This window comes from Pseudomonas sp. COR18, from assembly GCF_048568395.1.
GTDB classification, from domain to species: Bacteria; Pseudomonadota; Gammaproteobacteria; order Pseudomonadales; family Pseudomonadaceae; genus Aquipseudomonas; species Aquipseudomonas fuscovaginae_B.
Genome location: NZ_CP183808.1, coordinates 4,813,404 through 4,839,519, shown reverse-complemented (window position 1 = coordinate 4,839,519; position 26,116 = coordinate 4,813,404). Strand labels below are relative to the sequence as shown.

Annotated in this window: 28 protein-coding genes; 12 read left to right on the top strand and 16 right to left on the bottom strand. The window is 64.2% G+C overall.

Annotation, left to right across the window (positions count from 1 at the left end):
• Nucleotides 1-49 precede the first annotated feature (49 nt).
• The gene (locus ACM62G_RS22160; RefSeq protein WP_054056393.1) at nt 50-319 is read right to left on the bottom strand and encodes a hypothetical protein; all 270 of its coding nucleotides are present in this window, start codon (nt 317-319) and stop codon (nt 50-52) included.
• Between the two features lie 415 nt (nt 320-734).
• Between ACM62G_RS22160 and msuE the strand changes: the two genes are divergently transcribed.
• From msuE to ACM62G_RS22140, 4 genes are all read left to right on the top strand, one after another.
• Nucleotides 735-1,298: an FMN reductase gene (gene msuE, locus ACM62G_RS22155; protein WP_054056394.1), complete on the top strand. Its 564-nt coding sequence runs from the start codon at nt 735-737 to the stop codon at nt 1,296-1,298.
• 9 nt (nt 1,299-1,307) lie between these two features.
• Entirely contained in the window at nt 1,308-2,453 is a 1,146-nt protein-coding gene (ssuD, locus tag ACM62G_RS22150; RefSeq protein ID WP_416769761.1) for an FMNH2-dependent alkanesulfonate monooxygenase, read from the top strand.
• 185 nt (nt 2,454-2,638) lie between these two features.
• Nucleotides 2,639-3,826 carry an acyl-CoA dehydrogenase family protein gene (locus ACM62G_RS22145; RefSeq protein WP_054059909.1) on the top strand — a complete coding sequence of 396 codons (1,188 nt, stop codon included), beginning with the start codon at nt 2,639-2,641 and terminating at the stop codon, nt 3,824-3,826.
• A gap of 8 nt (nt 3,827-3,834) precedes the next feature.
• Complete coding sequence (locus ACM62G_RS22140; protein WP_273826409.1) at nt 3,835-4,938, top strand: sigma-54 interaction domain-containing protein; 1,104 nt, start codon at nt 3,835-3,837, stop codon at nt 4,936-4,938.
• A gap of 159 nt (nt 4,939-5,097) precedes the next feature.
• On the opposite strand, the gene ACM62G_RS22135 is transcribed toward ACM62G_RS22140, so the two are convergent.
• The gene (locus tag ACM62G_RS22135; protein WP_273826410.1) at nt 5,098-5,463 is read right to left on the bottom strand and encodes an antibiotic biosynthesis monooxygenase; all 366 of its coding nucleotides are present in this window, start codon (nt 5,461-5,463) and stop codon (nt 5,098-5,100) included.
• Between the two features lie 92 nt (nt 5,464-5,555).
• Between ACM62G_RS22135 and soxR the strand changes: the two genes are divergently transcribed.
• Nucleotides 5,556-6,020 carry a redox-sensitive transcriptional activator SoxR gene (gene soxR, locus ACM62G_RS22130; protein ID WP_054064819.1) on the top strand — a complete coding sequence of 155 codons (465 nt, stop codon included), beginning with the start codon at nt 5,556-5,558 and terminating at the stop codon, nt 6,018-6,020.
• 20 nt (nt 6,021-6,040) lie between these two features.
• Here the strand turns inward: soxR and ACM62G_RS22125 are convergent, their stop codons facing one another.
• The 4 genes from ACM62G_RS22125 to sfnG all read right to left on the bottom strand — a co-directional run bounded on the left by ACM62G_RS22125 (nt 6,041) and on the right by sfnG (nt 10,159).
• Nucleotides 6,041-6,811 (bottom strand): MetQ/NlpA family ABC transporter substrate-binding protein, encoded by a 771-nt coding sequence (locus ACM62G_RS22125; RefSeq protein WP_273826411.1) that lies wholly within the window; start codon nt 6,809-6,811, stop codon nt 6,041-6,043.
• 79 nt (nt 6,812-6,890) lie between these two features.
• Entirely contained in the window at nt 6,891-7,556 is a 666-nt protein-coding gene (locus ACM62G_RS22120; protein ID WP_273826412.1) for a methionine ABC transporter permease, read from the bottom strand.
• 4 nt (nt 7,557-7,560) lie between these two features.
• Nucleotides 7,561-8,784: an SfnB family sulfur acquisition oxidoreductase gene (locus ACM62G_RS22115; protein ID WP_054059915.1), complete on the bottom strand. Its 1,224-nt coding sequence runs from the start codon at nt 8,782-8,784 to the stop codon at nt 7,561-7,563.
• Between the two features lie 274 nt (nt 8,785-9,058).
• The gene (gene sfnG, locus ACM62G_RS22110) at nt 9,059-10,159 is read right to left on the bottom strand and encodes a dimethylsulfone monooxygenase SfnG (protein WP_054059916.1); all 1,101 of its coding nucleotides are present in this window, start codon (nt 10,157-10,159) and stop codon (nt 9,059-9,061) included.
• 356 nt (nt 10,160-10,515) lie between these two features.
• Between sfnG and ACM62G_RS22105 the strand changes: the two genes are divergently transcribed.
• The gene (locus ACM62G_RS22105; protein WP_419735558.1) at nt 10,516-11,754 is read left to right on the top strand and encodes an acyl-CoA dehydrogenase family protein; all 1,239 of its coding nucleotides are present in this window, start codon (nt 10,516-10,518) and stop codon (nt 11,752-11,754) included.
• Nucleotides 11,755-11,978: 224 nt separating this feature from the next.
• Nucleotides 11,979-12,758 carry a TSUP family transporter gene (locus ACM62G_RS22100; protein ID WP_054062810.1) on the top strand — a complete coding sequence of 260 codons (780 nt, stop codon included), beginning with the start codon at nt 11,979-11,981 and terminating at the stop codon, nt 12,756-12,758.
• Here ACM62G_RS22100 and nudC read toward each other — a convergent pair.
• From nudC to gnd, 5 genes are all read right to left on the bottom strand, one after another.
• Entirely contained in the window at nt 12,726-13,556 is an 831-nt protein-coding gene (gene nudC / locus ACM62G_RS22095) for an NAD(+) diphosphatase (RefSeq protein ID WP_054060298.1), read from the bottom strand. The genes ACM62G_RS22100 and nudC overlap by 33 nt on opposite strands.
• 31 nt (nt 13,557-13,587) lie before the next feature.
• Complete coding sequence (locus ACM62G_RS22090; protein ID WP_419735557.1) at nt 13,588-14,400, bottom strand: crotonase/enoyl-CoA hydratase family protein; 813 nt, start codon at nt 14,398-14,400, stop codon at nt 13,588-13,590.
• 237 nt (nt 14,401-14,637) lie between these two features.
• Nucleotides 14,638-15,462, bottom strand: coding sequence for a Cof-type HAD-IIB family hydrolase (locus ACM62G_RS22085; protein ID WP_054060300.1), 825 nt, complete (start codon nt 15,460-15,462; stop codon nt 14,638-14,640).
• The gene (gene zwf / locus ACM62G_RS22080; RefSeq protein WP_054060301.1) at nt 15,459-16,982 is read right to left on the bottom strand and encodes a glucose-6-phosphate dehydrogenase; all 1,524 of its coding nucleotides are present in this window, start codon (nt 16,980-16,982) and stop codon (nt 15,459-15,461) included. The genes ACM62G_RS22085 and zwf overlap by 4 nt, the downstream gene beginning before the upstream one ends.
• Nucleotides 16,979-17,962 carry a phosphogluconate dehydrogenase (NAD(+)-dependent, decarboxylating) gene (gene gnd / locus ACM62G_RS22075; RefSeq protein WP_273822476.1) on the bottom strand — a complete coding sequence of 328 codons (984 nt, stop codon included), beginning with the start codon at nt 17,960-17,962 and terminating at the stop codon, nt 16,979-16,981. Before gnd ends, zwf begins: the two co-directional genes overlap by 4 nt.
• 297 nt (nt 17,963-18,259) lie before the next feature.
• Between gnd and ACM62G_RS22070 the strand changes: the two genes are divergently transcribed.
• The 3 genes from ACM62G_RS22070 to ACM62G_RS22060 all read left to right on the top strand — a co-directional run bounded on the left by ACM62G_RS22070 (nt 18,260) and on the right by ACM62G_RS22060 (nt 20,892).
• Complete coding sequence (locus ACM62G_RS22070; protein WP_054060303.1) at nt 18,260-18,439, top strand: DUF6026 family protein; 180 nt, start codon at nt 18,260-18,262, stop codon at nt 18,437-18,439.
• A 188-nt stretch (nt 18,440-18,627) separates the two neighbouring features.
• Complete coding sequence (locus tag ACM62G_RS22065; RefSeq protein WP_054060304.1) at nt 18,628-20,364, top strand: phosphoethanolamine transferase CptA; 1,737 nt, start codon at nt 18,628-18,630, stop codon at nt 20,362-20,364.
• A 303-nt stretch (nt 20,365-20,667) separates the two neighbouring features.
• The gene (locus ACM62G_RS22060; RefSeq protein WP_273822478.1) at nt 20,668-20,892 is read left to right on the top strand and encodes a hypothetical protein; all 225 of its coding nucleotides are present in this window, start codon (nt 20,668-20,670) and stop codon (nt 20,890-20,892) included.
• A gap of 157 nt (nt 20,893-21,049) precedes the next feature.
• On the opposite strand, the gene ACM62G_RS22055 is transcribed toward ACM62G_RS22060, so the two are convergent.
• The 4 genes from ACM62G_RS22055 to ACM62G_RS22040 all read right to left on the bottom strand — a co-directional run bounded on the left by ACM62G_RS22055 (nt 21,050) and on the right by ACM62G_RS22040 (nt 23,906).
• A complete protein-coding gene (locus ACM62G_RS22055) occupies nt 21,050-21,541 on the bottom strand; it encodes a GNAT family N-acetyltransferase (RefSeq protein WP_054060337.1) in 492 nt (163 codons plus the stop codon).
• 101 nt (nt 21,542-21,642) lie between these two features.
• On the bottom strand, nt 21,643-22,752 hold the full coding sequence (zapE, locus tag ACM62G_RS22050; protein ID WP_054062814.1) for a cell division protein ZapE: 1,110 nt from the start codon (nt 22,750-22,752) through the stop codon (nt 21,643-21,645).
• 46 nt (nt 22,753-22,798) lie between these two features.
• Nucleotides 22,799-23,134 carry a nuclear transport factor 2 family protein gene (locus ACM62G_RS22045; protein ID WP_054060307.1) on the bottom strand — a complete coding sequence of 112 codons (336 nt, stop codon included), beginning with the start codon at nt 23,132-23,134 and terminating at the stop codon, nt 22,799-22,801.
• A gap of 31 nt (nt 23,135-23,165) precedes the next feature.
• Entirely contained in the window at nt 23,166-23,906 is a 741-nt protein-coding gene (locus ACM62G_RS22040) for a helix-turn-helix transcriptional regulator (protein ID WP_419735556.1), read from the bottom strand.
• A gap of 128 nt (nt 23,907-24,034) precedes the next feature.
• On the opposite strand from ACM62G_RS22040, the gene ACM62G_RS22035 reads away from it, so the two are divergent.
• Nucleotides 24,035-24,502 (top strand): LEA type 2 family protein, encoded by a 468-nt coding sequence (locus tag ACM62G_RS22035; RefSeq protein ID WP_054060309.1) that lies wholly within the window; start codon nt 24,035-24,037, stop codon nt 24,500-24,502.
• Between the two features lie 72 nt (nt 24,503-24,574).
• Nucleotides 24,575-25,132 carry a GNAT family N-acetyltransferase gene (locus ACM62G_RS22030; protein ID WP_054060310.1) on the top strand — a complete coding sequence of 186 codons (558 nt, stop codon included), beginning with the start codon at nt 24,575-24,577 and terminating at the stop codon, nt 25,130-25,132.
• Here the strand turns inward: ACM62G_RS22030 and ACM62G_RS22025 are convergent.
• A complete protein-coding gene (locus ACM62G_RS22025; protein WP_054060311.1) occupies nt 25,123-26,049 on the bottom strand; it encodes a carbon-nitrogen hydrolase family protein in 927 nt (308 codons plus the stop codon). The two genes, ACM62G_RS22030 and ACM62G_RS22025, sit on opposite strands and share 10 nt — an antisense overlap.
• Nucleotides 26,050-26,116 lie beyond the last annotated feature (67 nt).

Below are 26,116 nucleotides of genomic sequence, written 5' to 3'. Positions count from 1 at the left end.
GAAGCTCAGGCACAGCTGACGAAAACTTCGACCCGTACAGTTTTTACCTTCATCCTCGGTTGACCTGTCTGTTACTGCCGCGATCGGCACTGATCTCGGCCTTCTCATCAAAACCATAGACCTGCTGTGGCTGGCCCAGCAGCTCGGCTTTCTTGCGCTGGTATTCCTCGAAGGACAGCCCGCGACGGTTCAACGCCTCCATCGCCAGTTCCCGGGTTTCCTCGGCGGTATAGGGCCGCAGTTCAGGGGACGGATGGCTGGCGCAACCGGCCAGGACCGACAGCAACAGAAGCAGCAGAACCGCAGGTGTGTGTTTCATGAGGTGACTCCCGAATGCCCGATTTGAGTGGATGGACACAGGCTACCGGGGCACCCCCCGGCAGCAGAAATCACCGCTCTCGATAGTCGCTATCGATCGATCGCCCCCCCTTGCCACCGAAACCACATATATTCCATAAAGAACTATAAATATGGAAATACGTTCATTTACGGAATATCAGAAACCCCGTACAACGGCTCCAAGCGTTTGATCGATGTTGCCTGGGCAACTGTTCGCCAGCCAACAGTCGATCAACAAAACAGCCCGCCAGCCAGCACCCGACCCATCGCCGGACGAGGCGCAAGCCCGTGGATTCGGGGCTCGGGCGCTTGGTACAGGTCTTGCTCAAGCCCTCTCACCAAAAGCCCGGGCACCGAACCTGCTCGCCAAGCAACTGTTTGAAAAGGAACTGACCATGTCTCGTACACTGAAAGTCGTTGCCCTCTCCGGCGGCCCCTATCGTCCCTCGCGCACCCTGGTGCTGACCCAGGCGCTGCTGGCCGAACTGGCCCGGCACCTGAACATCGAAAGCCGCCTGATCGAACTCACCGACATCGCCCGCCCCCTCGGTTCGGCCCTGTCGCGCGCCGAACTGAGCGCCGAAGTCGAAGCCCAGTTGCAGGCCATCGAAAACGCCGACCTGCTGATCGTCGCCTCGCCGGTCTATCGCGGTTCCTATCCGGGCCTGCTCAAGCACCTGTTCGACCTGGTGGACCTCAACGCCCTGATCGACACCCCGGTGCTGCTGGCTGCCACCGGCGGCAGCGAACGCCACGCCCTGGTGCTCGATCACCAGTTGCGCCCGCTGTTCAGCTTCTTCCAGGCCCTGACCCTGCCCATCGGGGTTTATGCCAGCGAAGCCGATTTCGCCAACTACCAGATCACCAGCGAGCCCCTGAAGGCCCGCATCCGCCTTGCCGCAGAACGCGCCGTCCCATTGTTCGGCGCCCATTCCAAGCAGCTGCTGAAAACCGCTTAAGGACTTGCCATGGATGTCTTCTGGTTTCTCCCCACTCACGGCGACGGTCACTACCTGGGCACCACCCAGGGCGCCCGTCCGGTCACCCTCAACTACCTGAAACAGGTGGCCCAGGCCGCCGACAGCCTCGGCTACCACGGCGTGCTGATTCCCACCGGCCGCTCCTGCGAAGACTCCTGGGTCATCGCCTCGGCGCTGGTGCCACTGACGGAACGCCTGCGCTACCTGGTGGCGATCCGCCCGGGCATCATCTCGCCGACCGTCTCGGCGCGCATGGCCGCGACCCTCGACCGGCTGTCCAACGGCCGCCTGCTGATCAACGTGGTGACCGGTGGCGACCCCGACGAAAACCGCGGCGACGGCAGTTTCCTCAGCCACGGCGAACGCTACGAGGTCACCGACGAATTCCTGAAAATCTGGCGGCGGGTGTTGCAGGGCGAAGCCGTGGACTTCGAAGGCAAGCACCTGAAGGTGCAGAACGCCAAGGCACTTTACCCACCGGTGCAGAAGCCCTATCCACCGCTGTATTTCGGCGGCTCCTCGGACGCGGCCCACGATCTCGCCGCCGACCAGGTCGACGTCTACCTGACCTGGGGCGAACCACCGGCCGCCGTGGCCGCCAAGCTGGCCGACATCCGCGAGCGTGCCGCACGCAAGGGCCGCACCGTGCGCTTCGGCATCCGCCTGCACGTGATCGTCCGCGAAACCGCCGAAGAAGCCTGGAAAGCCGCCGACCGGCTGATCGAACACATCAGCGACGAGACCATCGCCGCGGCGCAGCAATCCTTCGCCCGCTTCGACTCCGAAGGCCAGCGGCGCATGGCCGCCCTGCACGGCGGGCGCCGCGACAACCTGGAGATTTCGCCGAACCTGTGGGCCGGCGTCGGCCTGGTCCGCGGTGGCGCCGGTACCGCACTGGTAGGCAACGCGCAACAGGTAGCCGAGCGCATCAGGGAATACGCGGACCTGGGGATCGAGAGCTTCATCTTCTCCGGCTACCCGCACCTGGAGGAAGCCTACCGCTTCGCCGAACTGGTTTTCCCGCTGCTGCCCGAGCCCTATGCCAGCCTGGCCGGCCGTGGCGTGACCAACCTGACCGGGCCCTTCGGCGAAATGATCGCCAACGATGTGTTGCCGGCCAAGGCCGGGGCCTGACAGCCGGGAGAAGGGACTATCGCCCTGACGAGGGGCAACGGCTGCAAGGCAGTGATCCATGGGCGCGGGCGTGCCCGCGAATTGGGCCTCGAGGCTGCCAAAGGCTTCGCGGGCAAGCCCGCTCCCACAGGGTCGCTGCCACGCCCTCAACAGCCTCGACACCGCCTTATACAGAGGAACACCGCGTGACGGCTCAACCACACAACCTCCTTCCCGATCCCCTGCAGACCGCCCGCCTGCTGGCCGCCGAGTTTGCCGAAACCGCCGTCGAACGCGACGAGCGCGGCGGCACGCCGAAAGCCCAGCGCGACGCCCTGCGCAACAGCGGCCTGCTGGCCCTGAGCATTCCCACCCAATACGGCGGCCTCGGCGCCAGTTGGAGCGAAACACTCAATGTGGTGCGCGAATTCGCCAAGGTCGACAGTTCCATCGCCCATGTTTTCGGTTTCCATCATCTGATGCTCGCCACCGTGCGGCTGTTCTCGCGCCCCGAGCAATGGCAGCCGTGGTTCGAGCAGACCGCCCGCAAGAACTGGTTCTGGGGCAACGCCCTCAATCCGCTGGACACACGCACCGTGGTCCGCAAGCTCGGCGGCTGGCGCGAATTCTCCGGCAAGAAGAGCTTCTGCTCCGGTGCCAGCGACTCGGAAATGCTGATCGCCTCGGCCGTCGACGAAAGCGCCGGCGGCAAACTGCTGATCGCCGCGATCCCCAGCGGCCGCTCCGGCATCACCCTGCACAACGACTGGCACAACATGGGCCAGCGCCAGACCGACAGCGGCAGCGCCAGTTTCGAACGGGTGCGGGTCGAAGAGTCGGAACTGCTGCTCGAACCCGGCCCGCTGAGCACGCCCTTCGCCTGCCTGCGGCCGCTGATCGCGCAACTGACCTTCACCCACATGTTCCTCGGCATTGCCGAAGGCGCCTTCGCCGAAGCCCGGCAATACACCCTCACCGAGACCCGGCCGTGGTTCAAGTCCGGGGCCGGGGACATCCGCAAGGACCCGTACATCCTCAGCCACTACGGCGACTTCTGGGTTGCGCTCGAAGGTGTACGGCTGCTGGTCGAACGTGCCGCCGAAGGGCTCGACCGGGCCTGGGAAAAGGGCCCGCAGCTCAGTGCCGAGGAACGTGGCGAACTGGCGACCGCCATCGCCACGGCCAAGGTTGCCGCCAGCCGCCAGGGTCTGGAACTGTGCAGCAGGCTGTTTGAAGTGACCGGTGCACGCTCCACCCACGCCTCTCTGCGGCTGGACCGCCACTGGCGCAACCTGCGTACCCAGACCCTGCACGACCCGCTGGACTACAAGCTCCAGGAACTGGGCGACTGGGCCCTGAACCAGACACTTCCCATCCCCACCTTCTACTCGTAGAGACGCCCATGCAGCTGCTAACCCTACCGCCCTCGCCGGCTCTGGCAACCTCGATCCGCGCCACCGCCCAGGTCTTCGAAGACCCCAAGTCCCAGGCCCTGCTCGCCCATCTGCAACAGGTCGCGCCCAGTGAGGCCAGCGTGCTGATCATTGGCGAAACCGGCACCGGCAAGGAACTGGTGGCCCGGCATATCCACAACCTCAGCGCCCGTCGCAACCGGCCGTTCATCGCGGTCAACTGCGGGGCGTTTTCCGAGTCGCTGGTCGAGGCCGAACTGTTCGGCCATGAAAAAGGCGCCTTTACCGGCGCCCTCAGCGCCAAGGCGGGCTGGTTCGAGGAAGCAGACGGTGGCACGCTGTTTCTCGACGAGATCGGCGACCTGCCGATGCCGATCCAGGTCAAGCTGCTGCGGGTCCTGCAGGAACGCGAAGTGGTGCGCCTGGGCTCGCGCAAAAGCATCCCGATCAACGTGCGGGTGCTGGCGGCGACCAACGTCCAGCTGGAAAAGGCGATCAACGCCGGGCATTTCCGCGAGGACCTCTACTACCGCCTCGATGTCGTCAACCTCGAACTCAGCCCGCTGCGCGAACGGCCCGGCGATATCCTGCCGCTGACCCGGCACTTCATCGATGCCTACTGCCAGCGTCTGGGCTACGGCGACATCCGTATCAGCCCGGCGGCCGAGCAGAAGCTCAAGAGCTACAGCTGGCCGGGCAACATCCGCGAACTGGAAAACGTCATCCACCACACCCTGCTGATCTGCCGTAACGGCGTGATCGAACGCGACGACCTGCGCCTGTCGAACATGCGCATCGAGCGCCAGGACGACCACGCCGCGGGCACCGACGACTCGGCCGAAGCCCTGCTCGACCGCGCCTTCCAGAAACTCTTCGAGGAACAGGCCGGCGCCCTCCACGAAAAGGTCGAGGATGCTCTGCTGCGCGCGGCCTACCGCTTCAGCCACTACAACCAGGTGCACACCGCCAACCTGCTGGGCCTGAGCCGCAACGTGACCCGCACCCGGCTGATCAGGATCGGCGAACTGGCGGTGAACAAGCGCCGCCCCGGCGAGAACGTCCAGGGCGACCGCATGCTGCAGCTATCGATCTAGGCGTCTGGCACCGCCATTAGGCTGTGTACGAAATTGTTTGAAACGCAGGTTAGGCAAGGCAAAAACCGGCGAGGAAGCGCAGTTGACTGGTTGTCAATGAGCATTCCGAGCCGGTTTTTAACGCCGCATAACCAAGTTTCAAGCGATTTCGTACATAGCCTAGCCAACCAGGGCACAATGCAGCGCGTTATCGTGGCTGCGCTCGATGCTGCGCAGCACCTGGAACGAACCGAAGCTCACCGCCCTGGCCCGGTGCTGGCGAATCAGCAGCCAGAAATCCTCCTCGCCACTCTCGAAGCGGGCGAGCGCCGCCTCGCCGGCCTGTTTCGATCGCCACTGCAGCACATTCAATACGCGCCGACCATCGTCGCTGACCTGCACATTACCGCTGATGAAGCCGGCGAAATCCTGGGCCAGGCGCTCGGTCTGCCGCTCCAGGGCACAGACCAGGGCATCCTGCTGGTGGGGTTCGATCTCGAACTGGATCAGTTGGGTGAAGCTGCGGTTCTGCTCTGTCGCTGGCATGGAAAACTCCCCGGAAAGTCGCACAGGATCTTGAGATCCGAGGTGATGCAGGGTAAAACCTCAAGTTAACTAGAGGTCAAGGGATTTCTTCCATGGCATTACACAAGGCCCTGCCCACCGACAAGGCACTCACGGTCGGCCAGGTCGCCGCACGCAGCGGCGTATCGGTCACGGCCCTGCACTTCTACGAATCCAAGGGGCTGATCCGGAGCAGCCGCAATGCCGGCAACCAGCGCCGCTATGCCCGCGACGTACTGCGTCGGGTGTCGCTGATCAAGGTCGCGCAGAACCTGGGGATTCCGCTGGCGGAGATCCACCAGGCCCTGCAAGCGTTGCCCGAAGGCCGCACGCCTACAGCGGCGGACTGGGCGCGGATGTCGGAACGCTGGAAGGACGAACTGGACGAGCGCATCGCCCGCCTGACCCGGCTGCGGGACAAGCTCAACGGCTGCATCGGCTGCGGCTGCCTGTCGATGGAAACCTGCCCGTTGCGCAACCAGGGCGACGTGCTGGGCGACCAGGGCCCCGGCCCCCACCTGCTGGAGCCGGAAAGCTGATCGCCCTGTAGAAGCCGGGGCTAGAAGCCCGGCGCGATCTGCCCCTTGTAGCGGGTCAGGATGAACTGCCGCACCTCATCGGAGTTCAGCGCCTTGGCCAGTTTCTGGATGCCCGGGTCATTGAGGTTGTCCGGCCGCGCCACCAGGAACTCGACGTACAGATCCTTGCCCTTCTCGACGATCAGCGCACTGTTGGTGTCGATCCCTGCTTCCAGCGCATAGTTGGCGAACACGAATGCCAGGTCCACCTGGCTAACCGAACGCGCCAGCATCGCTCCCTCCAGTTCACGAATCTTCAGGTGTTTCGGGTTCTCGGCAATGTCGCGCGGGGTCGACTGGGTATTGCTCGGGTCCTTTAGCTTGATCAGCCCGGCCTCGTGCAGCAGCACCAGGGCCCGACCGGTATTCACCGGGTCATTGGGAATCGACACCGAAGCGCCATCCTTGAGTTCGGACAGACTCTTGATCTTTGTCGAGTAGGCGCCGAACGGCTCGATATGCACGCCGACCACCGGCACCAGATTGGTGTGGCGGGTCTTGTTGTAGTCATCGAGGAACGGCCGGTACTGATAGTAGTTGGCGTCCAGGTTCTTCAGCGCCAGTTGCTGGTTGGGCTGGATGAAATCGTTGAAGACCTTGATCTCCAGGTCGACGCCTTCCCTGGCCAGGGTCGGCTTGACGAATTCGAGGATCTCGGCGTGGGGCACCGGTGTGGCGCCGACGGTCAGTTTTTCATTGGCGTGTGCAGCCAGGGACATCAGGGCGGCCAATACGGCCAGGGTCTTTTTCATGCAAGGCTCCAGAGAGGCAGAAAGGGCCGGCGTCGGGTGGTCGTTGGGCCAGGTTGTTCTATAAGTTCGGTTCGGCGGGTCAACGTCGGCTGTAGCGGGCCACCAGGCGGTCACCGGTCATTTGCAGCGCCTGTACCAGGAGCAGCAGCAGGATCACCGTGACCACCATCACATCGGTCTGGAAGCGCTGGTAGCCATAGCGGATCGCCAGGTCGCCCAGCCCGCCGCCACCGATCACCCCGGCCATCGCCGTGTAGTCCACCAGCACGATGGCGGTCACCGTCACCGCCGCCAGCAGCCCGCCACGAGCTTCCGGCAGCAGGGTGTGGCGGATGGTCTGCCAGGTGCTGGCCCCCATCGCCTGGGTTGCCTCCACCACGCCACGATCCACTTCACGCAAGGCGGTTTCCACCAGCCGGGCGAAGAACGGCGTGCAGCCCACTACCAGGGGTGGAATGGTCCCCGGTACCCCAAGGGAGGTCCCCACCAGCAGCGTGGTCAGCGGAATCAGCACGATCAGCAGGATGATGAACGGCAGCGAGCGCAGCACGTTCACCACCACCGACAACACCCGATACAACCCCGGGGTCTCGTGCAACTGGCGCTTGCCGGTGAGGAACAGCAGCACCCCCAGCGGCAAGCCCAGCAGGACGATGAACGCCAGCGCCGCCGTGAGCATGCTCAGGGTGTCGAGGCAGGCCTGGGCGATATCCGCCCAGTAGATGTTTTTCAGCAGCTCGCCCATGGTTTCAGGACCAGTCGTGCCGCGGCGGCTTGATGCCGTTGAGCAGCCAGTTGCCGATCACGTGGTATTTCCAGCGCACCGGGTCATGCAGGGTGTGCACCCGGGCATTGCGCCAGTGGCGATCGAAATTGTGCTTTTTCAGGGTCGAGCGGGTGCCACCCAGCTCGAACAGCCGGTTGCTGGCCTCGATGGCAATTTCGGTGGTCAGTACCTTGGCCTTGGCCACCGCCAGCGAAGCCCGGGCGACGCTGTCTTCGTCGGGCGCGGGGCGGGCGGCATCCAGCGCCTTGCCGGCCCGTTCGAGCAGGGCATCGGCGGCTTCGAGACGAATCTCCAGGGCACCGACCTGGATGATGGTCAGCGGGTCTTCGCTGGCCTTGTCGACCCCGGCGTCGATCCAGGGCCGGGCCTGCTCGCGGACGAAGGTCACGGTATCGCGCAAGGCCGCACGGGCGATGCCGGCATCGATGGCGGCGGTGGTCAACTGGGCGAACGGGCCGGCCAGGGTCGGGTTCTCATAGGAGCGATAGGTGGGGAACAGGTTGAACGCCGGGACCTTCAGGTCCCGGGCCAGCACCGTACCGCTGGAGGTGGTGCGCTGGCCGATGCTGTCCCAGTCATCGACGATCACCAGCCCCGGCGTCCCACGCTCGACGAACGCCAATTGGGCCCTGCCCTCTTCGTCCAGGGCCAGCACCGCCAGCCAGTGGGCATACAGCGAACCGGTGCAATAGCCCTTGCGCCCGTTGATCACATGGCCGTCGCCGTGACGGCGAACGGTGGCCTGGATGTCCTGGACGTTCTTGCCGCCGGTTTCCGACAGCGCATTGGCAAAACGATGCCCCTGCAGCGCCAGGTCGAAGAAATGCGCCTGCTGCTCGGGCGTGCCCTGCAGGCGAATGTCTTCCAGCAGGCAGTAGTGGTTCTGCGGGATCTGTCCCAGAGACGGGTCGGCTGCCGAGATGATCGCGATCACTTCGGCCAGCACCGCATAGGACACCTGAGCCCCCCCGAACTCGCGGGGCACGGTGATGCCCCACAGGCCGCTGTTGGAATACAGGTCGACCACTTCGGCAGGCACCTGGCGCGTACGATCGCGCTCGGCATCCTGCTCCAGCAAACGGGCGGCGACACGTCGAGCGACGGCCAGGGCTTCGGCCTCGTCACGGATCAGGTGGGCGTCGGGGGAATGGATCGGGTAGCTGGCGGATTCAGGCAGGGAAGACATGGAGCGCTCTCGGGCGAAGGGTGTTGCGTGGGCTAATGCAGCTTCTGTGCCTAAGTTATTTTTCCTTTCAAATCATGCAGTTACTATTTATCAGCGGTCACAGGCGTGATTTCTGTACAGAACAGAATGTGAGTTCACTGTTGCTGGAAGAACACCTCAGCCCCCCTCCCCCAGGAGCCGGGCTTGCCCGCGAACGGGACGACGCGGTGTATCCGTCATGACGCGTCATCGTTCTTCGCGGGCAAGCCCGGCTCCTACGGGGGCGTCAGCAGAATCAGGCCAGCTCGGCCACTGGTCGCGCCGCCTTCTGCGCCTCCAGTTCACGCACCAGCGGCAACACCCGCTTGCCGAAATATTCGACCTCTTCCTGGAAATGCAGGAACCCCGCCAGCACCAGGTCCACCCCTACCGCCTTCAACGCCACGATGCGCTCGGCGATCTGCTGCGGGGTACCGATCAGGTTGGTCTTGAAGCCGTCGTTGTATTGCACCAGGTCTTCGAAACCGGACTTGGCCCAGTTGCCCTCACCTTCCGGCGACGACTTGCCGGCCTGCTTTGCCGCATCGCCAAACGCGCCAACCGCCTCGGGATCGGCCTTGTCGATGATTTCCGCCAGCACCGCGCGGGCCTCCTCCTCGGTATCGCGGGCAATGATGAAGGCGTTCACCCCGATCTTTACCGAGTGACCGTTGGCCGCGGCCTTGGCACGGATGTCGTCGACCTGGGCCTTGATGCCTTCCGGCGTGTTGCCGTTGGTGAAGTACCAATCCGAAACCCGCGCCGCCATGTCCCGTGCCGCCCGCGAGCTGCCGCCCTGGAAGATCTCCGGATGCGGTTGGCTCAGCGGCTTGGGCTTGAGGGTGTAGTCGTTGAACCGGTAGAAGTCGCCCTTGAAGGTGAACCCGTCCTCGGTCCAGATCCCCTTCAGCGCGCGGATGAACTCTTCGGAGCGGCGATAACGCTCGTCGTGCTCCAGCCAGTGCTCGCCGATGGCGTGGAACTCGCCGCGGAACCAGCCGCTGACGATATTCACGGCGATCCGCCCACCGGTCAGCTGGTCGATGGTCGCCAGTTGCTTGGCCGCCAGCGCCGGCTGCCAGGGGCCGGGCAGGATCGCGGCGATCACCTTCAGTTGGGTGGTGGCGGCCAGCAGGGCATGACTGAACGCCACCGACTCGTGCTGGTACTCGGCGCCATAACCGGCGGTAAAGCGAATCTGGGTCAGGCCGTACTCGAACCCGGCCTCCTCCGCCAGTTGCGCCAGTCTGCGGTTGTAGTCGATGTCCCAGCGGGTACGCTGCTCGATCTTGCTGACCACCAGGCCACCACTGACATTGGGTACCCAGTAGGCGAATTTCACGGCTTGCTGACTCATGGTGCTGCACCTCGGACCAGGGAATGTCAGGTCACTGGAGCAGCAAGCGTGCCAGCGTCCGACCCGGCAACCGCACGAACACGGCACGATACCCTGTGGGAGCGGGCTTGCCCGCAAAGTTTCTGCCGGTTTCAAGGGCCTGTTCGCGGGCAGGCCCGCTCCCACGCAGAACCTTCTCGCCTCCGGAAACCTGTGGCCTACACGACGATTTGTTGAAGATCTGTTGCCCAGACAACAGTTGCCGCCTCGCCTGGCGAGACAGAAGCCCGTAAACACGGGGTGATCGCCAACGGCATGGACCCTGCAACCGCTCCCGGCAACCGCAGTTTTCTCTGCCTGCCACAAGGAGCTGTCCCATGACCGAACACCAGGTAATCAACCCACTGTCCCTCGGCGTCGACTACGAGTCCCTGGCCGAACGCTTCCGACCGATCTTCGCGCGCATCGCCGCCGGTGCCGTGCAACGGGAACTGGCCCGCGAGTTGCCCCACGAGCCGATCCAGTGGCTCAAGCAGGCCGGCTTCGGCGCTGTACGGGTACCGGTGGAATATGGTGGGGTCGGCGCCTCCCTGCCGCAATTGTTCCAGTTGCTGATCGAACTGGCCGAGGCCGACTCCAATGTCCCGCAGGCCCTGCGCGGGCATTTCGCCTTTGCCGAGGACCGGCTGAACGCCCCCCCGGGCCCCGGCCGTGACCTGTGGTTCAAACGCTTCGTCGACGGCGACATCGTCGGCTGCGCCTGGACCGAGATCGGCAACGTGGTCATCGGCGACGTGGTGACCCGGGTCTCGCCGGACGGTGAACAGTGGCGCCTCAATGGCGAGAAGTTCTACAGCACCGGCAGCATCTTTGCCGACTGGATCGACGTCTACGCCCGCCGCAGCGACACCGGCGGCGACGTGATTGCCGCCGTGCGCGCCCGCCAGCCGGGCGTCGAACACAACGACGACTGGGACGGTTTCGGCCAGCGCACCACCGGCAGCGGCACCTCGCGGTTCGTCGATGCCGTGGTGGAAAGCGGCCATGTCATCGACTTCGCCACCCGCTTCAAGTACCAGACAGCGTTCTACCAACTGGTGCTGCTGGCGACCCTGGCGGGCATCGGTCGTGCGGCGCTCAGGGACGTGGCACGCCAGGTGCGCGAGCGCAAGCGCATCTACAGCCATGGCAATGCCCAGCGGGTCAGCGAGGATGCGCAGGTGCAGCAGGTGGTCGGCGAAGTCGCCGCGCTGGTGTATGCCGCCGAGGCCTCGGCGGTACGCGCCGCGCAACCGGCACAGCGGGCCTACCTCGCGCGCTTCGGCGGTGATGATGAGGTGGAACGCCAGGCCAATGTCGACGCGGAAATCGAGTCGGCCACGGCGCAGGTGGTGGTCTCGGAGTTGATCCAGCGCGCCACCAGCGAACTGTTCAATGCCCTAGGCGCCTCCGATGTCCGCCAGGGCAAGGCGCTGGATCGCCATTGGCGCAACGCGCGGACGGTGTCGTCACACAACCCGGTGATCTACAAGGCCCGGATCATCGGCGACTGGGCGATCAACGGCACCGAGCCACCGTTCGTCTGGCAGATCGGCAACGGGCCGGCCAAGGGCTGAGGTCGCGGCGGCCCTCGCGACTCGGTAAGATGGCGCCCCTTCAGGCGCTTTGCGCGCCATCTGCCGACCTAGGCTGTGTACGAAATTGTTTGAAACGCAGGTTAGGCAAGGCAAAAACCGGCGAGGAAGCGCAGTTGACTGGTTGTCAATGAGCATTCCGAGCCGGTTTTTAACGCCGCATAACCAAGTTTCAAGCGATTTCATACATAGCCTAAGCCGACCCCATGCCTTTCGATCTCAGCGTAGACCTGACCACCCTCGCCATTCTCGCCGTCGTCGCCTTCGTCGCCGGTTTCATCGATGCCATCGCCGGCGGGGGCGGCCTGCTGACCACCCCGGCACTGCTGACCGCCGGTCTGCCACCGCACCTGGTGCTGGGCACCAACAAGCTCAGTTCGACCTTCGGCTCGGCCACCGCCAGCTTCACCTTCTACCGGCGCAAGCTGTTCCATCCGCGCCAGTGGAAACTGGCGATCTTCGGCACCCTCGCCGGTGCGCTGATCGGCGCAGTGGCAGCGCACTTCATGCCAGCCGAGTGGCTGAACAGGATGCTGCCGGTGATCGTCTTCGCCTGTGGCCTGTACCTGCTGTTCGGCGGTACGCCCAAGGCGCCGCTGGACAGCGACGCGCCGATCCGCAGGAAGTGGCAGTTCCCCCAGGGCTTCGGCCTGGGTTTCTACGACGGCGTGGCCGGGCCCGGCACCGGTGCGTTCTGGACCGTCAGCAGCCTGCTGCTCTACCCCATCGACCTGGTCAAGGCCAGCGGCGTGGCGCGCAGCATGAACTTCGTCAGCAATATCGCCGCGCTGTCGGTGTTCGTGTTTTCCGGTCAGGTCGACTGGATCATCGGCCTGGCCATGGGTGTTTCGGTGATGCTCGGGGCATTCTTCGGCGCCCGCACCGCCATCAGTGGCGGGGCGAAGTTCATCCGCCCGGTGTTCATCACCGTGGTCCTCGGGCTGACCGTGCGCCTAGCCTGGCAGCACTGGTTCAGCGTGGCCTAGGCGACGCGCCACATACAGGTCGATCAGGTAGCGGGCGATCGACCGGGATGCCGGCAACGGCGGCAGTTCGCGGATGTTGAACCACTGCGCATCCTCGATCTCGTCGACCTGCGGCACGATCTCGCCGCCGGCATATTCGGCATGGAAGCCCAGCATCATCGAGTGCGGGAACGGCCAGCACTGGCTGCCGACATACTGGATGTTGCTGACCTCGACCTGCACCTCCTCGCGGACCTCACGCACCAGGCAATCCTCCGCCGACTCGCCCGGCTCGGCGAAACCGGCCAGGGTACTGTAGACCCCGGGCACGAAACGCGGCGAGCGGGCCAGCAGCACTTCATCGCCGCGGGTCACCAGCACGATCATGCTCGGCGAAATCCGTGGGTAGGCGCGCAGGTCGCACGGCTGGCAATACATCGCCCGCTCGCCCGGGACCTGGCGGGTCGGCTGGCCGCAACTGCCGCAGAACCGGTGCTCACGGGCCCAGGTGCCGATCTGCGCGGCATAGCCGAGCATACGGTAGGTGGTGAAGTCACCTTCGAGCATGAAGCGCCGCAGCCCCTGCCAGCGGCAACCCGGTACCTCGGCCGTGGCCTTGAGTTCCAGCAGGTACACCGGCTCGCCATCGCGATGGCCGATGCCATGCTCGCAGAGTACCGGCAGGTCCTGGCGCTTGAGCCACTCGCGGGGGAACAGCACGCCGTTGTCATCCAGCAGGAACCCCTCGGGACCACGGGCCACGGCCCAGCCACCGGGTTGTTCGATATCCAGTACTGCGGTTGTCCAGCCTTGAGTCATTGCGGGTTCCTTGGGGACCGGGAAACCTTCCTCAGTCCAGAAATTCAGGTTTCTGCTTGCTCATGTGTGCCGCGATGGCCACACGCAGGTCGTTCGATTGCAACATGGCGGCGTTCCAGGTGGCAACGTATTCCAGGCCGTCGTCGATCCGGTGGTCACGCATGTAACTGAGCATTTCCTTGGTGCCGCTCACGGCGATCGGCGACTTGCCGGCGATTTCCCGCGCCAACCCCATCACACCGTCGAGCAGCGCGGCCTGATCAGGATAGACACGATTGACCAGACCGATGCGCTGCGCCTCGTCGGCACCGAACTGGCGGCCGGTGTAGGCCAGCTCGCGCAGCATGCCGTCACCGATGATACGTGGCAAACGTTGCAAAGTGCCGACATCGGCGGCCATGCCGATATCCACTTCCTTGATCGAGAACTGCGCGTCTTCGGCACAGTAGCGTATGTCGCAGGCGGCGATCAGGTCGATGGCCCCGCCCAGGCAGTAGCCCTGGATGGCGGCCAGGACCGGCTTGCGGCAGTGGTCGACGGCGTTGAAGGAGGCCTGCAGTTGCAGGATCTTGCGCCGCAGCAGGCGGGCGTTGCGGCCCACGTCCTTGCCCAGTTCGTTACCGACCGAGGCCAGCAGCATCAGGTCGATGCCTGAGGAAAAATGCTTGCCCGCGCCGCTCAGCACCACCACCCGGACCTCATCGGTGTCGTCGGCCCACTGGAAGATCTCGATGATCTCGCTCCAGAACGCGGCGTTCATCGCATTGATCTTTTCCGGACGGTTGATCTGCACATGGGCGATGTTGTCGGCCAGTTCGACACGGAAGGCTTGGTATTCGGACATGACGGGGCATCCTTGGCGGGCAGTGGAAGATTGGGGGAATATAGCAAGCAGGCCTGTCCGGCATAGGTAGCGAATATGCCAAAAGCCGGACTCGGGAGGGATGGCCGCCTGCGGCGGTTCGCGGGCAAGCCCGGCTCCTACAGCGACCGGCGTCGAACTCAAATCTTTTGTACGGCCCGGTCACTTGTAGGAGCGAGGCTTGCCCGCGAACCGCCAGAGGCGGCCAGCCTCCACCACCTAGCGAGGCCCCAGGATCCATTGCTCGATGGCCTGCGCCGCTCCATCCTCGGTGTTGCTGCCGGTCACCACATCCGCCTGCCGCTTGACCACCTCTTCAGCCTGGCCCATGGCAATCGCCAGCCCCGCCCGATGGAACATCGCCGGGTCATTGCCGCCATCGCCGATCGCCGCCGTCTGCGCCAGCGGCACCTCAAGGAACTTCGCCAGTGTCACCAGCGCCTCGCCCTTGTTGGCCTGCATCGCGGTGATGTCCAGGTAGGCCCGCTGCGAGCGACTGGCCAGCGCCTGGTCCGCCACCAGCGGCTGCAGCACCGTCTCCAGTTCGATCAGCAGTTGCGCATTGCCGCTGGCCCCGACGATCTTGTCGATACGGTCCAGGTACGGCTCGAAACTCTCCACCACCTTCGGCGGATAGCCCAGCGCATGCTGCTCCCGAGGGACCATGGTGCCGTGGGGGTTGCGCAGCAGCCATTCGTTGTCGGCAAACACCCAGATCTCCACCTCCTCATGCCGCGACAGCAACTCCAGGGTGCAGATCGCCGCCTCGCGCGGCACGTAATGAGTCACCAGGTAGCGGCCATCGGGATGCATCAACGTGCCGCCGTTGAACGCGGCCACGGGTAAATCGACACCCAGCGCCTCGATCTGCTCGCGCATCGCCCGTGGCGGCCGACCGGTGGCCAGGCTGAAGAACACCCCCGCCTTGCGCAGCGCCCGCACCGCCTCGACAGTGCGTGGGCTGAGGCTGTGATCAGGGCGCAACAGGGTGCCGTCCATGTCGCTGAGCAGCAGGCGGATGGGGTATTGCACCGAGCCGCTCATCCGATGCCGTGCCAGGCGCGGCCGTCGCGCGCCAACAGTTCATCGGCGGCCGCCGGGCCATTCTCGCCGGCCTTGTACGACTGCACCTGGCTGTCTTCGCGCCAGGCATCGAGGAACGGCTGCACCGCGCGCCAGCCGTTCTCGATGTTGTCGGCACGCTGGAACAGCGTCTGGTCGCCGGTCAGGCAGTCGTAGATCAGCGTCTCGTAGCCGGTGGACGGCTGCATCTCGAAGAAGTCCTTGTAGGCGAACCCCAGCTCGATATTGGCCATGTCCAGCGCCGGCCCCGGGCGCTTGGCCAGCAGGTCGAACCACATGCCCTCGTTCGGCTGGATCTGGATCTTCAGGTAGGTCGGCTGCAGGCGCTCGACCTCGGTATCGCGGAACTGCGCATACGGCGCCGGCTTGAAGCAGATGGCGATTTCCGTATCGCGCACGCTCATGCGCTTGCCGGTACGCAGGTAGAACGGCACGCCGACCCAGCGCCAGTTGTCGATCATCACCTTGAGCGCGACATAAGTCTCGGTGTTGCTGTCGGGCGCCACGTTGTTTTCTTCGCGATAACCGGCCACGGCCTTGCCCGCCACTTCACCGGCGGTGTACTGGCCGCGAACCGAGTTCGCCCGTGCCTCCTCGATGCTCCAGGGTCGAATCGCGCCGACCACCTTGGCCTTCTCGCCACGTACGGCGTCGGCACCAAAGGCCGCTGGCGGCTCCATGGCAACCATCGCCAGCAGTTGGAACAGGTGGTTGGGCACCATATCGCGCAGGGCGCCGGTGTGTTCGTAGAAACTGCCGCGGGTTTCCACGCCCACGGTTTCCGCCGCGGTGATTTGTACATGGTCGATGTAGTGGTTGTTCCAGAACGCCTCGAACAACACGTTGGAGAAGCGGCTGACCAGGATGTTCTGTACGGTTTCCTTGCCCAGGTAATGGTCGATCCGGTAGATCTGCTTCTCGCTCATCACCTTGAGCAGGCAGGCGTTCAACGCCTCGGCGGTGGCCAGGTCGGAGCCGAACGGCTTCTCGACCACCACCCGCCGAAAGGCCTCGGGCGTTTCCTCGAGCAGCCCGGCCGCTCCCAGGCGCCGCGCCACCTCACTGAAGAAGCGCGGCGCGGTAGCCAGGTAGAACACCGCGTTGCCGGTGCCGCTGGCGGCAATCTTTGCGTTCAGCGCGGTGTAGGTGGAGTCGTCGAGGAAATCGCCCTGCACGTAACTGATGTTCTTCGCCAGCTTGCGCCAGAGCGCGGCATCCAGCGCCTGCTCCGCAGTCTTCCCGCTCTTGGCGGCCACCTCGGTACGGCTGAACTCTTCCAGTTTTTTGGCGAACTCGGCGTCGGTGACGGCGTTGTGGTCGACGCCGACGATGTGCAGGCCGTCGTCGAGCAGGCCGTCACGGCTCAGGTTGTACAGCGCCGGCATCAGCAGGCGCTTGACCAGGTCACCGTGGGCACCGAACAGGAACAGCGTGGTCGGCGGGGCGGCCTCAACCTTGCTTTTCTTGCCGGTGGCCTTCATTTTTTCGGCGTCTCCACGTGGCCGCCGAAGCCGAAGCGCATCGCCGACAGCAACTTGTCGCCATAGGTGCTCTGTTGGCGTGAGCGGAACCGGGCGAACAGCGAGCTGGACAGCACCGGTGCCGGTACCGCCTGTTCGATCGCCGCCTCGATGGTCCAGCGGCCTTCGCCGCTGTCGGCCACCGCGCCGGAGTAGTTGTCCAGCTTGGGATCGGTGGCCAGGGCGTCGGCGGTGAGGTCCAGCAGCCAGGAGGAGACCACGCTGCCGCGGCGCCAGACCTCGGCGATATCGCCCAGGTTCAGGTCGAAACGCTGGTCGGCCGGCAGGCTTTCGGAATTCTTGGTCTTGAGGATGTCGAAACCCTCGGCGAAGGCCTGCATCATCCCGTATTCGATGCCGTTGTGGATCATCTTGACGAAGTGCCCGGAACCCGCCGGGCCGGCATGGATGTAGCCGCGCTCGGCGCGGTCGTCGGCGGTCGGGCTGCGATCGCGGGTCCGTGCAATGTTGCCCAGGCCCGGGGCCAGCGCATCGAACAGCGGATCAAGGCGGCGGACCACCTCGGCGTCACCGCCGATCATCATGCAATAGCCACGCTCCAGGCCCCAGACGCCGCCGGAAGTACCGACGTCGATATAGTGGATGCCCTTTTGCGCCAGCTCCTGGCCACGACGGATATCATCCTTGTAGTAGGTGTTGCCGCCGTCGATGATCACATCCCCCGGCTGCAGCAGCTTGCCCAGTTCGGCAATGGTGTCCTCGGTGGGCGCCCCGGCCGGCAACATCACCCAGACCGCTCGCGGCGCGCTCAGCCCGGCAACCAGTGCCGGCAGGTCGGCGACACCGGTGGAACCTTCCTGGCCCAGGGCGGCAACGAAGTCGGTGTTGCGGTCGTAAACCACGGTCTCATGGCCCTTGAGCATCAATCGCCGTGCGATATTGCCGCCCATGCGGCCCAGTCCGATGATTCCAAGTTGCATGTAGCGTTACTCCAGACGACGAGTTCGAAAAAACTCGAAAAAGATAAAGGCGACACCTTAGCCCACCGCAACGGCGTGTGTCCTGCGAAAGGTTAGTCAAATACGGCGATGATTGGTTCGCCGGTGTCGCCCGTGACCCTCTTGTTACGCTCGAACTCGCTCCCAGGACACGGCGACAACAAAAAATAAAAAAGTTCCCATGCGCCGAAAAAGAATCCAAAATTGTCTTGAACGAGCACCCTGCCCCTGATCAGGCCGGGTCAGCTCCACCGAAACAGACCCTTCGCGAGGTGAGCAATGGGTACGGTAGCCGCAGTACGTCCCCCACAAACCCTGTACGTCACGATCCGCCGCGATGAGTTGCGGCAGTTGCAGGATGAGCGCAACGCGCTGCTGCAGCAGGTCGCGCTCTTGCAGGAGGCCCTGCAGGCGCAATCCCTGACGGCCCAGGCCCCGCTGCCGCGACTGGGCAACTGAACGCCGGCCCACGGCTGATTCCCTATCCCCTCCAGGCGCGCCGCCGGTGTGCCTGGCCCTGAACGTTTTTTTCACACGTCGTTACCGATACTCCAGGCCTTCCAGCCGTGCGCAATTCGTGCGGCCATTCCCCATGGCGACTTTTTTCCCAGCCCCATGGTTCAGTTGGCGATTGATTGGAGTGCTCGATGGCGTTGTTCGAACGCAGCAACAAGTCTGCGAAAGGTTTTGATTGGGCCGGGCTCGGCTGGATGTTCCTGTTCTTCTGGTACTTCTCGGGTATCACCCAGTTGCTGATCCAGTTGAGCGGCACTTCCGGCTTCTCCGGGTTCCGCCAGGCATTCTTCCTCAGCGCCATCTGGCTGGCACCGCTGCTGGTGTTCCCGCGTCGCACCCGCCTGCTCAGCGCCCTGATCGGCCTGATGCTGTGGGCCTGTTCCCTGGCCAGCCTGGGCTACTTCTTCATCTACCAGCAGGAATTCTCGCAGAGCGTGATCTTCATCATGTTCGAATCGAACATGGCCGAGGCCAGCGAGTACCTGACCCAGTATTTCCAGTGGTGGATCCTGCTCGCGCTGCTCGCCCACAGCGTCGTGGCCTTCCTGCTCTGGACCCGCGTACGCCCGGTTCACCTGCCACGCGGTCGCGCCCTGGCGGTGGCGACGCTGCTGCTGGTGTCGATCATCGGCTATCCACTGGTCAGCCAGATCAACCGCAGCTCGACGCTGGAGGAAGGCCTGGAGCGTTTCGAAAGCCGTGTCGAACCGGCGGTCCCGTGGCAGATGGTGGTGGCTTATCGCAGCTATCGCCAACAACTGAACAACATGCAGGGCATGCTCGACAGCGTCAGCAGGATTCCACCGCTGCATAACCTCAAGGACCGCCAGGCCGGCCTGCCGACCACCCTGGTGCTGGTCATCGGCGAGTCGACCAACCGTCAGCGCATGAGCCTGTACGGCTATCGCCGGGAAACCACGCCGAACCTCGACAAGCTCAGGGAACAACTGGCGGTCTTCGACAACGTGGTGACTCCGCGTCCCTATACCATCGAGGCCTTGCAGCAGGTCCTGACCTTCGCCGACGAAGAAAACCCCGACCTGTACCTCAAGACCCCGTCGCTGGTCAGCGTCATGAAGCAGGCCGGCTACAAGACCTGGTGGATCACCAACCAGCAGACCATGACCAAGCGCAACACCATGCTCACGACCTTCTCCGAGCAGGCCGACGAGCAGGTGTACCTGAACAACAACCGCAACCAGAACGCCCGCCAGTATGATGGCGATGTGCTGGAACCGTTCAACAAGGCCCTGGCCGACAGCGCCCCGCGCAAGCTGATCGTGGTTCACCTGCTGGGCACGCACATGAGCTACCAGTACCGTTACCCGCCGGCCTTCGAGAAGTTCACCGACCGTACCGGCGCCCCGCCCGGTCTGAGCGACGACCAGATACCGACCTACAACAGCTACGACAACGCCGTGCTGTACAACGATTTCGTGGTATCGAGCCTGATCAGGGACTACGCCAAGACCGACCCGAACGGCTTCCTGCTGTATCTGTCGGACCACGGCGAAGACGTCTTCGACTCCGCCGGCCATGCCACCCTGGGCCGCAACGAGGCCAAGCCGACGGCGCCGATGTACACCATACCGTTCATCGCCTGGGCCTCGCCGAAATGGCGCGAAAGCCATGACTGGAGCTTCGCTTCGGACCTGAGCCGCCCCTACAGCAGCTCGCACCTGATCCACACCTGGACCGACCTGGCCGGCTTGAGCTTCGATGAGCAGGACCTGAGCAAGAGCGTAGTCAGCGATCAGTTCAAGGTTCGGCCGTTGCTGATCGGCGATCCCTACGCGCGTCCACAGAGGGCGCTGATCGATTTCAGCCTGATCAAGCCCAAGCCGCAGGGAGACGTGGCGAAGAAATGAGCTTCTGGCCTGTTCTCGCGGCTCGCAGCGGAACAGGCCATTTCTCTCGGCGCCTACCCGATGGCGCCGATCCGGGCTGGCATGCCTGCCTGCGAACCAACGGGCAAAATCAGAAAAATATTATCCGCTTAAAACAGGCTCATAATATTTACTTAATCTTCCTGACATTCATCAAACATTCCTGCAACCGCTCATCCGGCATTTATCCATCTTAATTGCCACTTAATTCCCCCGTCCTAAAGTTGCTCCGAATTTCAGATCGCCACGGCGACATCCATTTAGACAACTCAGGAAACATCAATCATGAAACTGCCTACCTTGCTGATTGCCGGTCTATTGTCCGCCACTTCTTTCGCTGCCCTGGCCGAAGGCGGCTCCGACCGCGCCCGTGAGCGCTGGGAAAACTTCCAGGTCAGCCAGCAGCTGGCGCGCGAGCAGGCCGAACAGAAGACCCTGACCGCTCAGGCGCAAAAGAACGATGCCTCTTCGAACGAAGTGAAAACGGCCGAGCAACAACCTGACACCTGATTCATCGATCGAGCTCCCGATAACACCTCTGGTTGCTCCACAAGTTTCTTGTGAGGGGTGTTTTCTTTCAGCGCCCTGTATGGGGCGCTTTTTTATTTGAATGCCGGCCAACCGGATGTTCAGTGAAGATATCCGCCCTGGTACTTGAGGGGAGTCATTACAGATACTTGTTCCAGAACATCATCTGCCCGTGACTCGGATCCAGCTGGGCGCCACTGAAACCGAACTTCTCGTACGCAGCCCGGGCCACCGCGTTCCCCTCCAGCACCTCCAGGGTAATCTTGCAGCAGCCCCGCTGACGGGCGATATCCTCGACCTTCTGCAACATCCTGCGACTCAACCCCAACCCCCGAAACCGGCTCAGCACCGCGACGTCATGCACGTTCACCAGCGGCCGGCAGGCAAAGGTCGAAAAGCCTTCGAAGCAGTTCACCAGCCCCGCCGGCTCGCCACCGACAAACGCCAGCACACTGAACGCATGGGCACGCTTGGCCAGCTCGGCCGGCAGTTGCGCCAGCAGGTCAGGGTCCAGCGACTGACCACCGCCCATCGGGTCTTCGGCATAGTGGTTCAGCACCAGGGCGATCGCCTCGGCATGCACCGGGTTGGTGTAGCTCGCCTGCAGTATCAGTACATCCGCAACATCCATGTTCATCCTCGACGGCATCATTGAAAATCGGTTCTCGCTTCAGGGCAGCCGATTGTATGCCCGGGCCAGGGCCGGGCGAAGGAAATTCTCCAGACTTGGCTTCACTGCCCGAACCGCTGCAACTGCATCTCATGCAGGCGACTGAGGGTACGACGAAACGCGAACGCCAGGTAACCCTCGCTGTACAGTTCGTCCAGCGGTACCTGGGCCGCGACGTACAAGGCCACCTTGCGGTCGTAGCACTCGTCCACCAGCGCGATGAAACGACGCACGCTGTCATCGTGGATCGACAGTTGTGGCAACTGACGATCCCCCGCCTCTACCCGTTGCGCGGCATCCTCGGTGCCCCGGGCGATCCGACCGGGCCGTTGGCGGGCGCTGAGGTTCGGCACCTCGTCGAGGAAGATCGCCGAGTAACGATCGCACAGTGCCATGAAGTCCATCGCCGCCAACGGCTGCTCACACAGCTCGGCATAACGGCACCAGAGCACGCTCGGCGAAGCCCGCACCACCGCCAGGGTGCGATGCCCCATGGCGACCGGCTCGCTGGACACCGGCTGCCCGGCGGTCAGCGCGTCGAACGCCTGGGCAAAACCGCTCGAGCCTTCCACCGGCACCACCCAGTAACGCTGCAAACCCGCGCCCGGATGCAGACGGTGATCCTCGCCGCCATCGACGTCGACTACCGTCATGTGCCGTTCGATCGCGGCAATCGCCGGCAGAAAGCGCTCGCGGTTGAAACCCTCGGCATACAGCTGGTTCGGCGGCTGGTTGGAGGTACAGACGATCACCACCCCCTCGTCGAACATCACCTGGAACAGCCGCCCGAGAATGATCGCGTCACCAATGTCATTGACGAACAGCTCGTCGAAACACAGCACCCGCACCTCGGCCGCCAGCTCACGGGCCAGGGCCCGCAACGGATCGGCAATCCCGCTCAATTGAAAGGAGCGCTGGTGCACCCAGCCCATGAAGTGATGGAAATGTTGGCGCCGGGACGGCACCCGCAGGGTCTGGTGGAATTGGTCCATCAACCAGGTCTTGCCGCGCCCGACCGGCCCCCAGAGGTAGACGCCGCGGGGGACCTGCCCCTGGTGCAGCGCCTCCTGGCAGTGTTGCAGCGCCTGCACCGCCTGCCATTGCGCGGGGTCGTGGACAAAGCCCTGGGCGACGGCTCGCTGGTAGGCAATCAGGGGGGAATCGACGGTCATGGGCGGGGCCATTGCTGAACAGGGCCCCGCAGTATGCCAGCTCGACTCAGAGGGAAATATCCAGCCGGGCGATCTTGCCCTGTTCGTTCAGCCGGAAGGTGTAGCGCAACTCCACCGGGCTGCCGGGAAAGCTGCCCGAGACGAGCTTGCGCACCAGCACCTTGCCGGTGCGCTGGGCGACGTCGAGCACTTCGACCCGGGGCTGGTACTTGCGACCGGTTTCATCCATCCACCTTGCAATCTCCAGGGTACCGACCTGGTGCCGGCCTTCATCGAAGACATTCGCGTCCGCGGCGAAGAAACTGTCGATCGTCGAGGTGTCGCGGGCATTGGCGGCGGCAATATAGGCCTCGATAGCCGGGGCCAGGGATGAGGTGTTCATGGGGTACAGCTCCTTGCTGGTGGGACTGGCCTCATCCTATGCCAGGCCCGCGCCAGTTTTTGTCAGGAGTGAACGGCTGGGTTTTCTGTTGTTGCTCGCAGGCCTGGTGCCAGCCGCGCAACAGGTCGCTGCGCCGTCCCGGATACCGTTCGCCCTGCTCGCAGGCGGCAGCGATGCGGTCGGTACGAAAGGTCCGGTAGTCGTTGCGCAGCTCACACCAGGCGACGATCACCCGCACCTCGTTCAGAAAGCCCAGGGCCAGGGGCCAGATCAGGCGCTGGCTGGGGATTCGGTTGGCATCGGCGTAGTCGATGTACAGCTTGGTCTGCTGGCCGATCGCCTGACGCAGCACGCTCAGTGGCACGATGTTCTCCGGGAAGCCGTAACCGGCGGGGCCGGCCAGCACGGTGGGGTTGCGCAGGGCCTCCTGGGCCGCCGGCCCGAGCACCGCGGAAATCTTCGCCAGGGCCCCACAGGCGGCCTTGCCCAGCACATCGTCAGCCCGCTGGTTGACGTACTGCAGGCCGAGCATGATCGCCTCGGCCTCGTCGGCATCGAGCATCAGCGGCGGCAGGAACAGGCCGCTGCGCAACACGTAGCCGATCCCCGCCTCGCCCTGGATCGGCGCGCCCAGGGCAATCAGTTCGGCAATGTCGCGATAGACCGTCCGCTCGGAAATCTCCAGCTCATGGGCCAGGGCCGCCGCTGTGGCCGGGCGGCTACGGGCCCGCAGCACCTGCAGCAGCGTCAATAGACGGGAAGTACGGGACACGGTGGATTCAACCTGAACAGAAGCGGATGCGCGCAGCCTAGCAGAGACTCCTGTCAGAAACTGTCAGGAGCCGCAGGGTCCATGCTTTGCTGTATCGTGAGCCTGCCATTCATCCAGAGGATTCCACCATGCGCAAACTCCTCGGCCTGGGCCTGCTGTTGCTGACCCTCAGTGCCTGCGCACTGTTCTCCGGTCGCGACCCGTTGAATATCAACGTGGTCGGGATCGAGCCACTGCCCAGCCAGGACATGGAGATGCGCTTCGCCGTGACCCTGCGCCTGCAGAATCCCAACGAGACGGCCATCGCCTACAACGGCGTAGCCCTCGACCTGGAGGTGAACGACCAGCCGCTGGCCTCCGGTGTCAGCAACCAGCAGGGCACGCTGCAGCGCTTTTCCGAAACAACGCTGACGGTACCGGTCAGCGTCTCGGCCTTTTCCATGCTGCGCCAGACCTTCGGCCTGAGCCAGGCCCGCAGCCTGGACGGCCTGCCCTACGTACTGCGCGGCAAGTTGGCCGGGGGACCGTTCGGCACGATGCGTTTCGTCGAGCGGGGCCGCCTGGACCTGCCGGGTTCCAATACCAGCCGCTGGTGAACCAGCACCTGCTGGGCGACACGAAAGGCTGTTATAAGGAGCCTTTCGACTCCGTCCGGGACGGCACGCATCATGGACAGATACCCCACCCTGCACAGCGAACGGCTGATCCTGCAACCGATGACGCTGGCCGACGCACCCGCCGTCCAGCAACTGTTCCCGCACTGGGAAGTGGTGCGCTATCTCAACGCCCTGGTGCCCTGGCCCTATCCGGACGACGGCGCCTTGAGCTATCTGCGTGATATCGCGCTGCCCGCCGTCGAACGCGGCGAGGAATGGCACTGGTCGATGCGCCTGAAGACGGCACCGGAACAGATGATCGGCTCCATCAGCCTGATGAACGAAACCGACAACAACCGCGGCTTCTGGCTCGCACCGCAGTGGCAGGGCCAGGGGCTGATGAGCGAGGCCAGCCGCGTGGTCACCCGTTACTGGTTCGAAGTCCTCGACCGGCCACTGCTGCGCGTCCCCAAGGCCGCGCCCAACCTGGCCTCGCGACGGGTTTCGGAGCGTGAGGGCATGCGCCTGATCCGTAGCGAGGAGCGCGCCTTCGTCAGCGGGCGACTGCCCTGTGATATCTGGGAAATCACCCGTGAGCAATGGCGGCGCGGCCTGACGCCTCAGTCCTGAATGAAACGCACGCCCGGCTTGGCCCGCTCGTCCACTCGCAGTTCGAACACATCCGGACGCGAATAGTGGCCGGTCACGTCGAAATCATAGCGGGCCCGTACCAGCTCGTCGGTATCGATCTCGGCGGTCAGCAGACCGGCTTCGCCCACCAGCGGCCCGGCCAGCACATCGCCCATCGGCCCGACGATCAGGCTGCCACCGTTGATCAGCGGGCGCTCGTCCGGCCAGTTCTCGACACTGCCGCCCAGCGCCGCCGGCGAGGGCTGGACCTGGCAGGCGGTGACCACGAAGCAGCGGCCCTCGCAGGCGACATGACGCATGGTCACCCGCCACATTTCCCGTTCGTCCACCGTCGGCGCACACCAGACGTCCACGCCCTTGGCGTACATCGCGGTACGCAGCAGCGGCATGTAGTTCTCCCAGCAGACCGCCGAACCGATCCGCCCGGCCTTGCCTTCCACCACCGGCAGGGTCGAACCGTCGCCCTTGCCCCAGATCAGCCGCTCGGTACCGGTCGGCATCAGCTTGCGGTGCCTGGCCACCAGGCCTGCCTGCGGGTCGAAGAACAGCACGGTGCAGAACAGGCTGTGACCGTTGCGCTCGATCACGCCGAGTACCAGGTTGGCCCCGGTGCGGGCCGACAGCCCGGCCAGTGCCTCGGTTTCCGGGCCCGGAACGTCGATCGCATTGGCGTGATAACGGGCGAACGCTTCACGCCCTTCCGGCAGGCGGTAGCCCAGCTGGGTGCCGAAGGTCTCGCCCTTCGGGTAGCCGCCGAGCAGCGCTTCCGGCATCACCACCAGGCAGGCGCCGGAGTCGATGATCGCCTGTTCGTAGGACAGGATCTGTTCCAGGGTCTCGCCCTTGCCACCCGGCAAGGACCCGATCTGCAAGGCGGCAACGATGGATTTGGACATGAGCGGTTCTCCATGACGTGAGTTCGTGTTGCAGATTGTCGCGGCGAAGTCGATCATGAATAAAGAC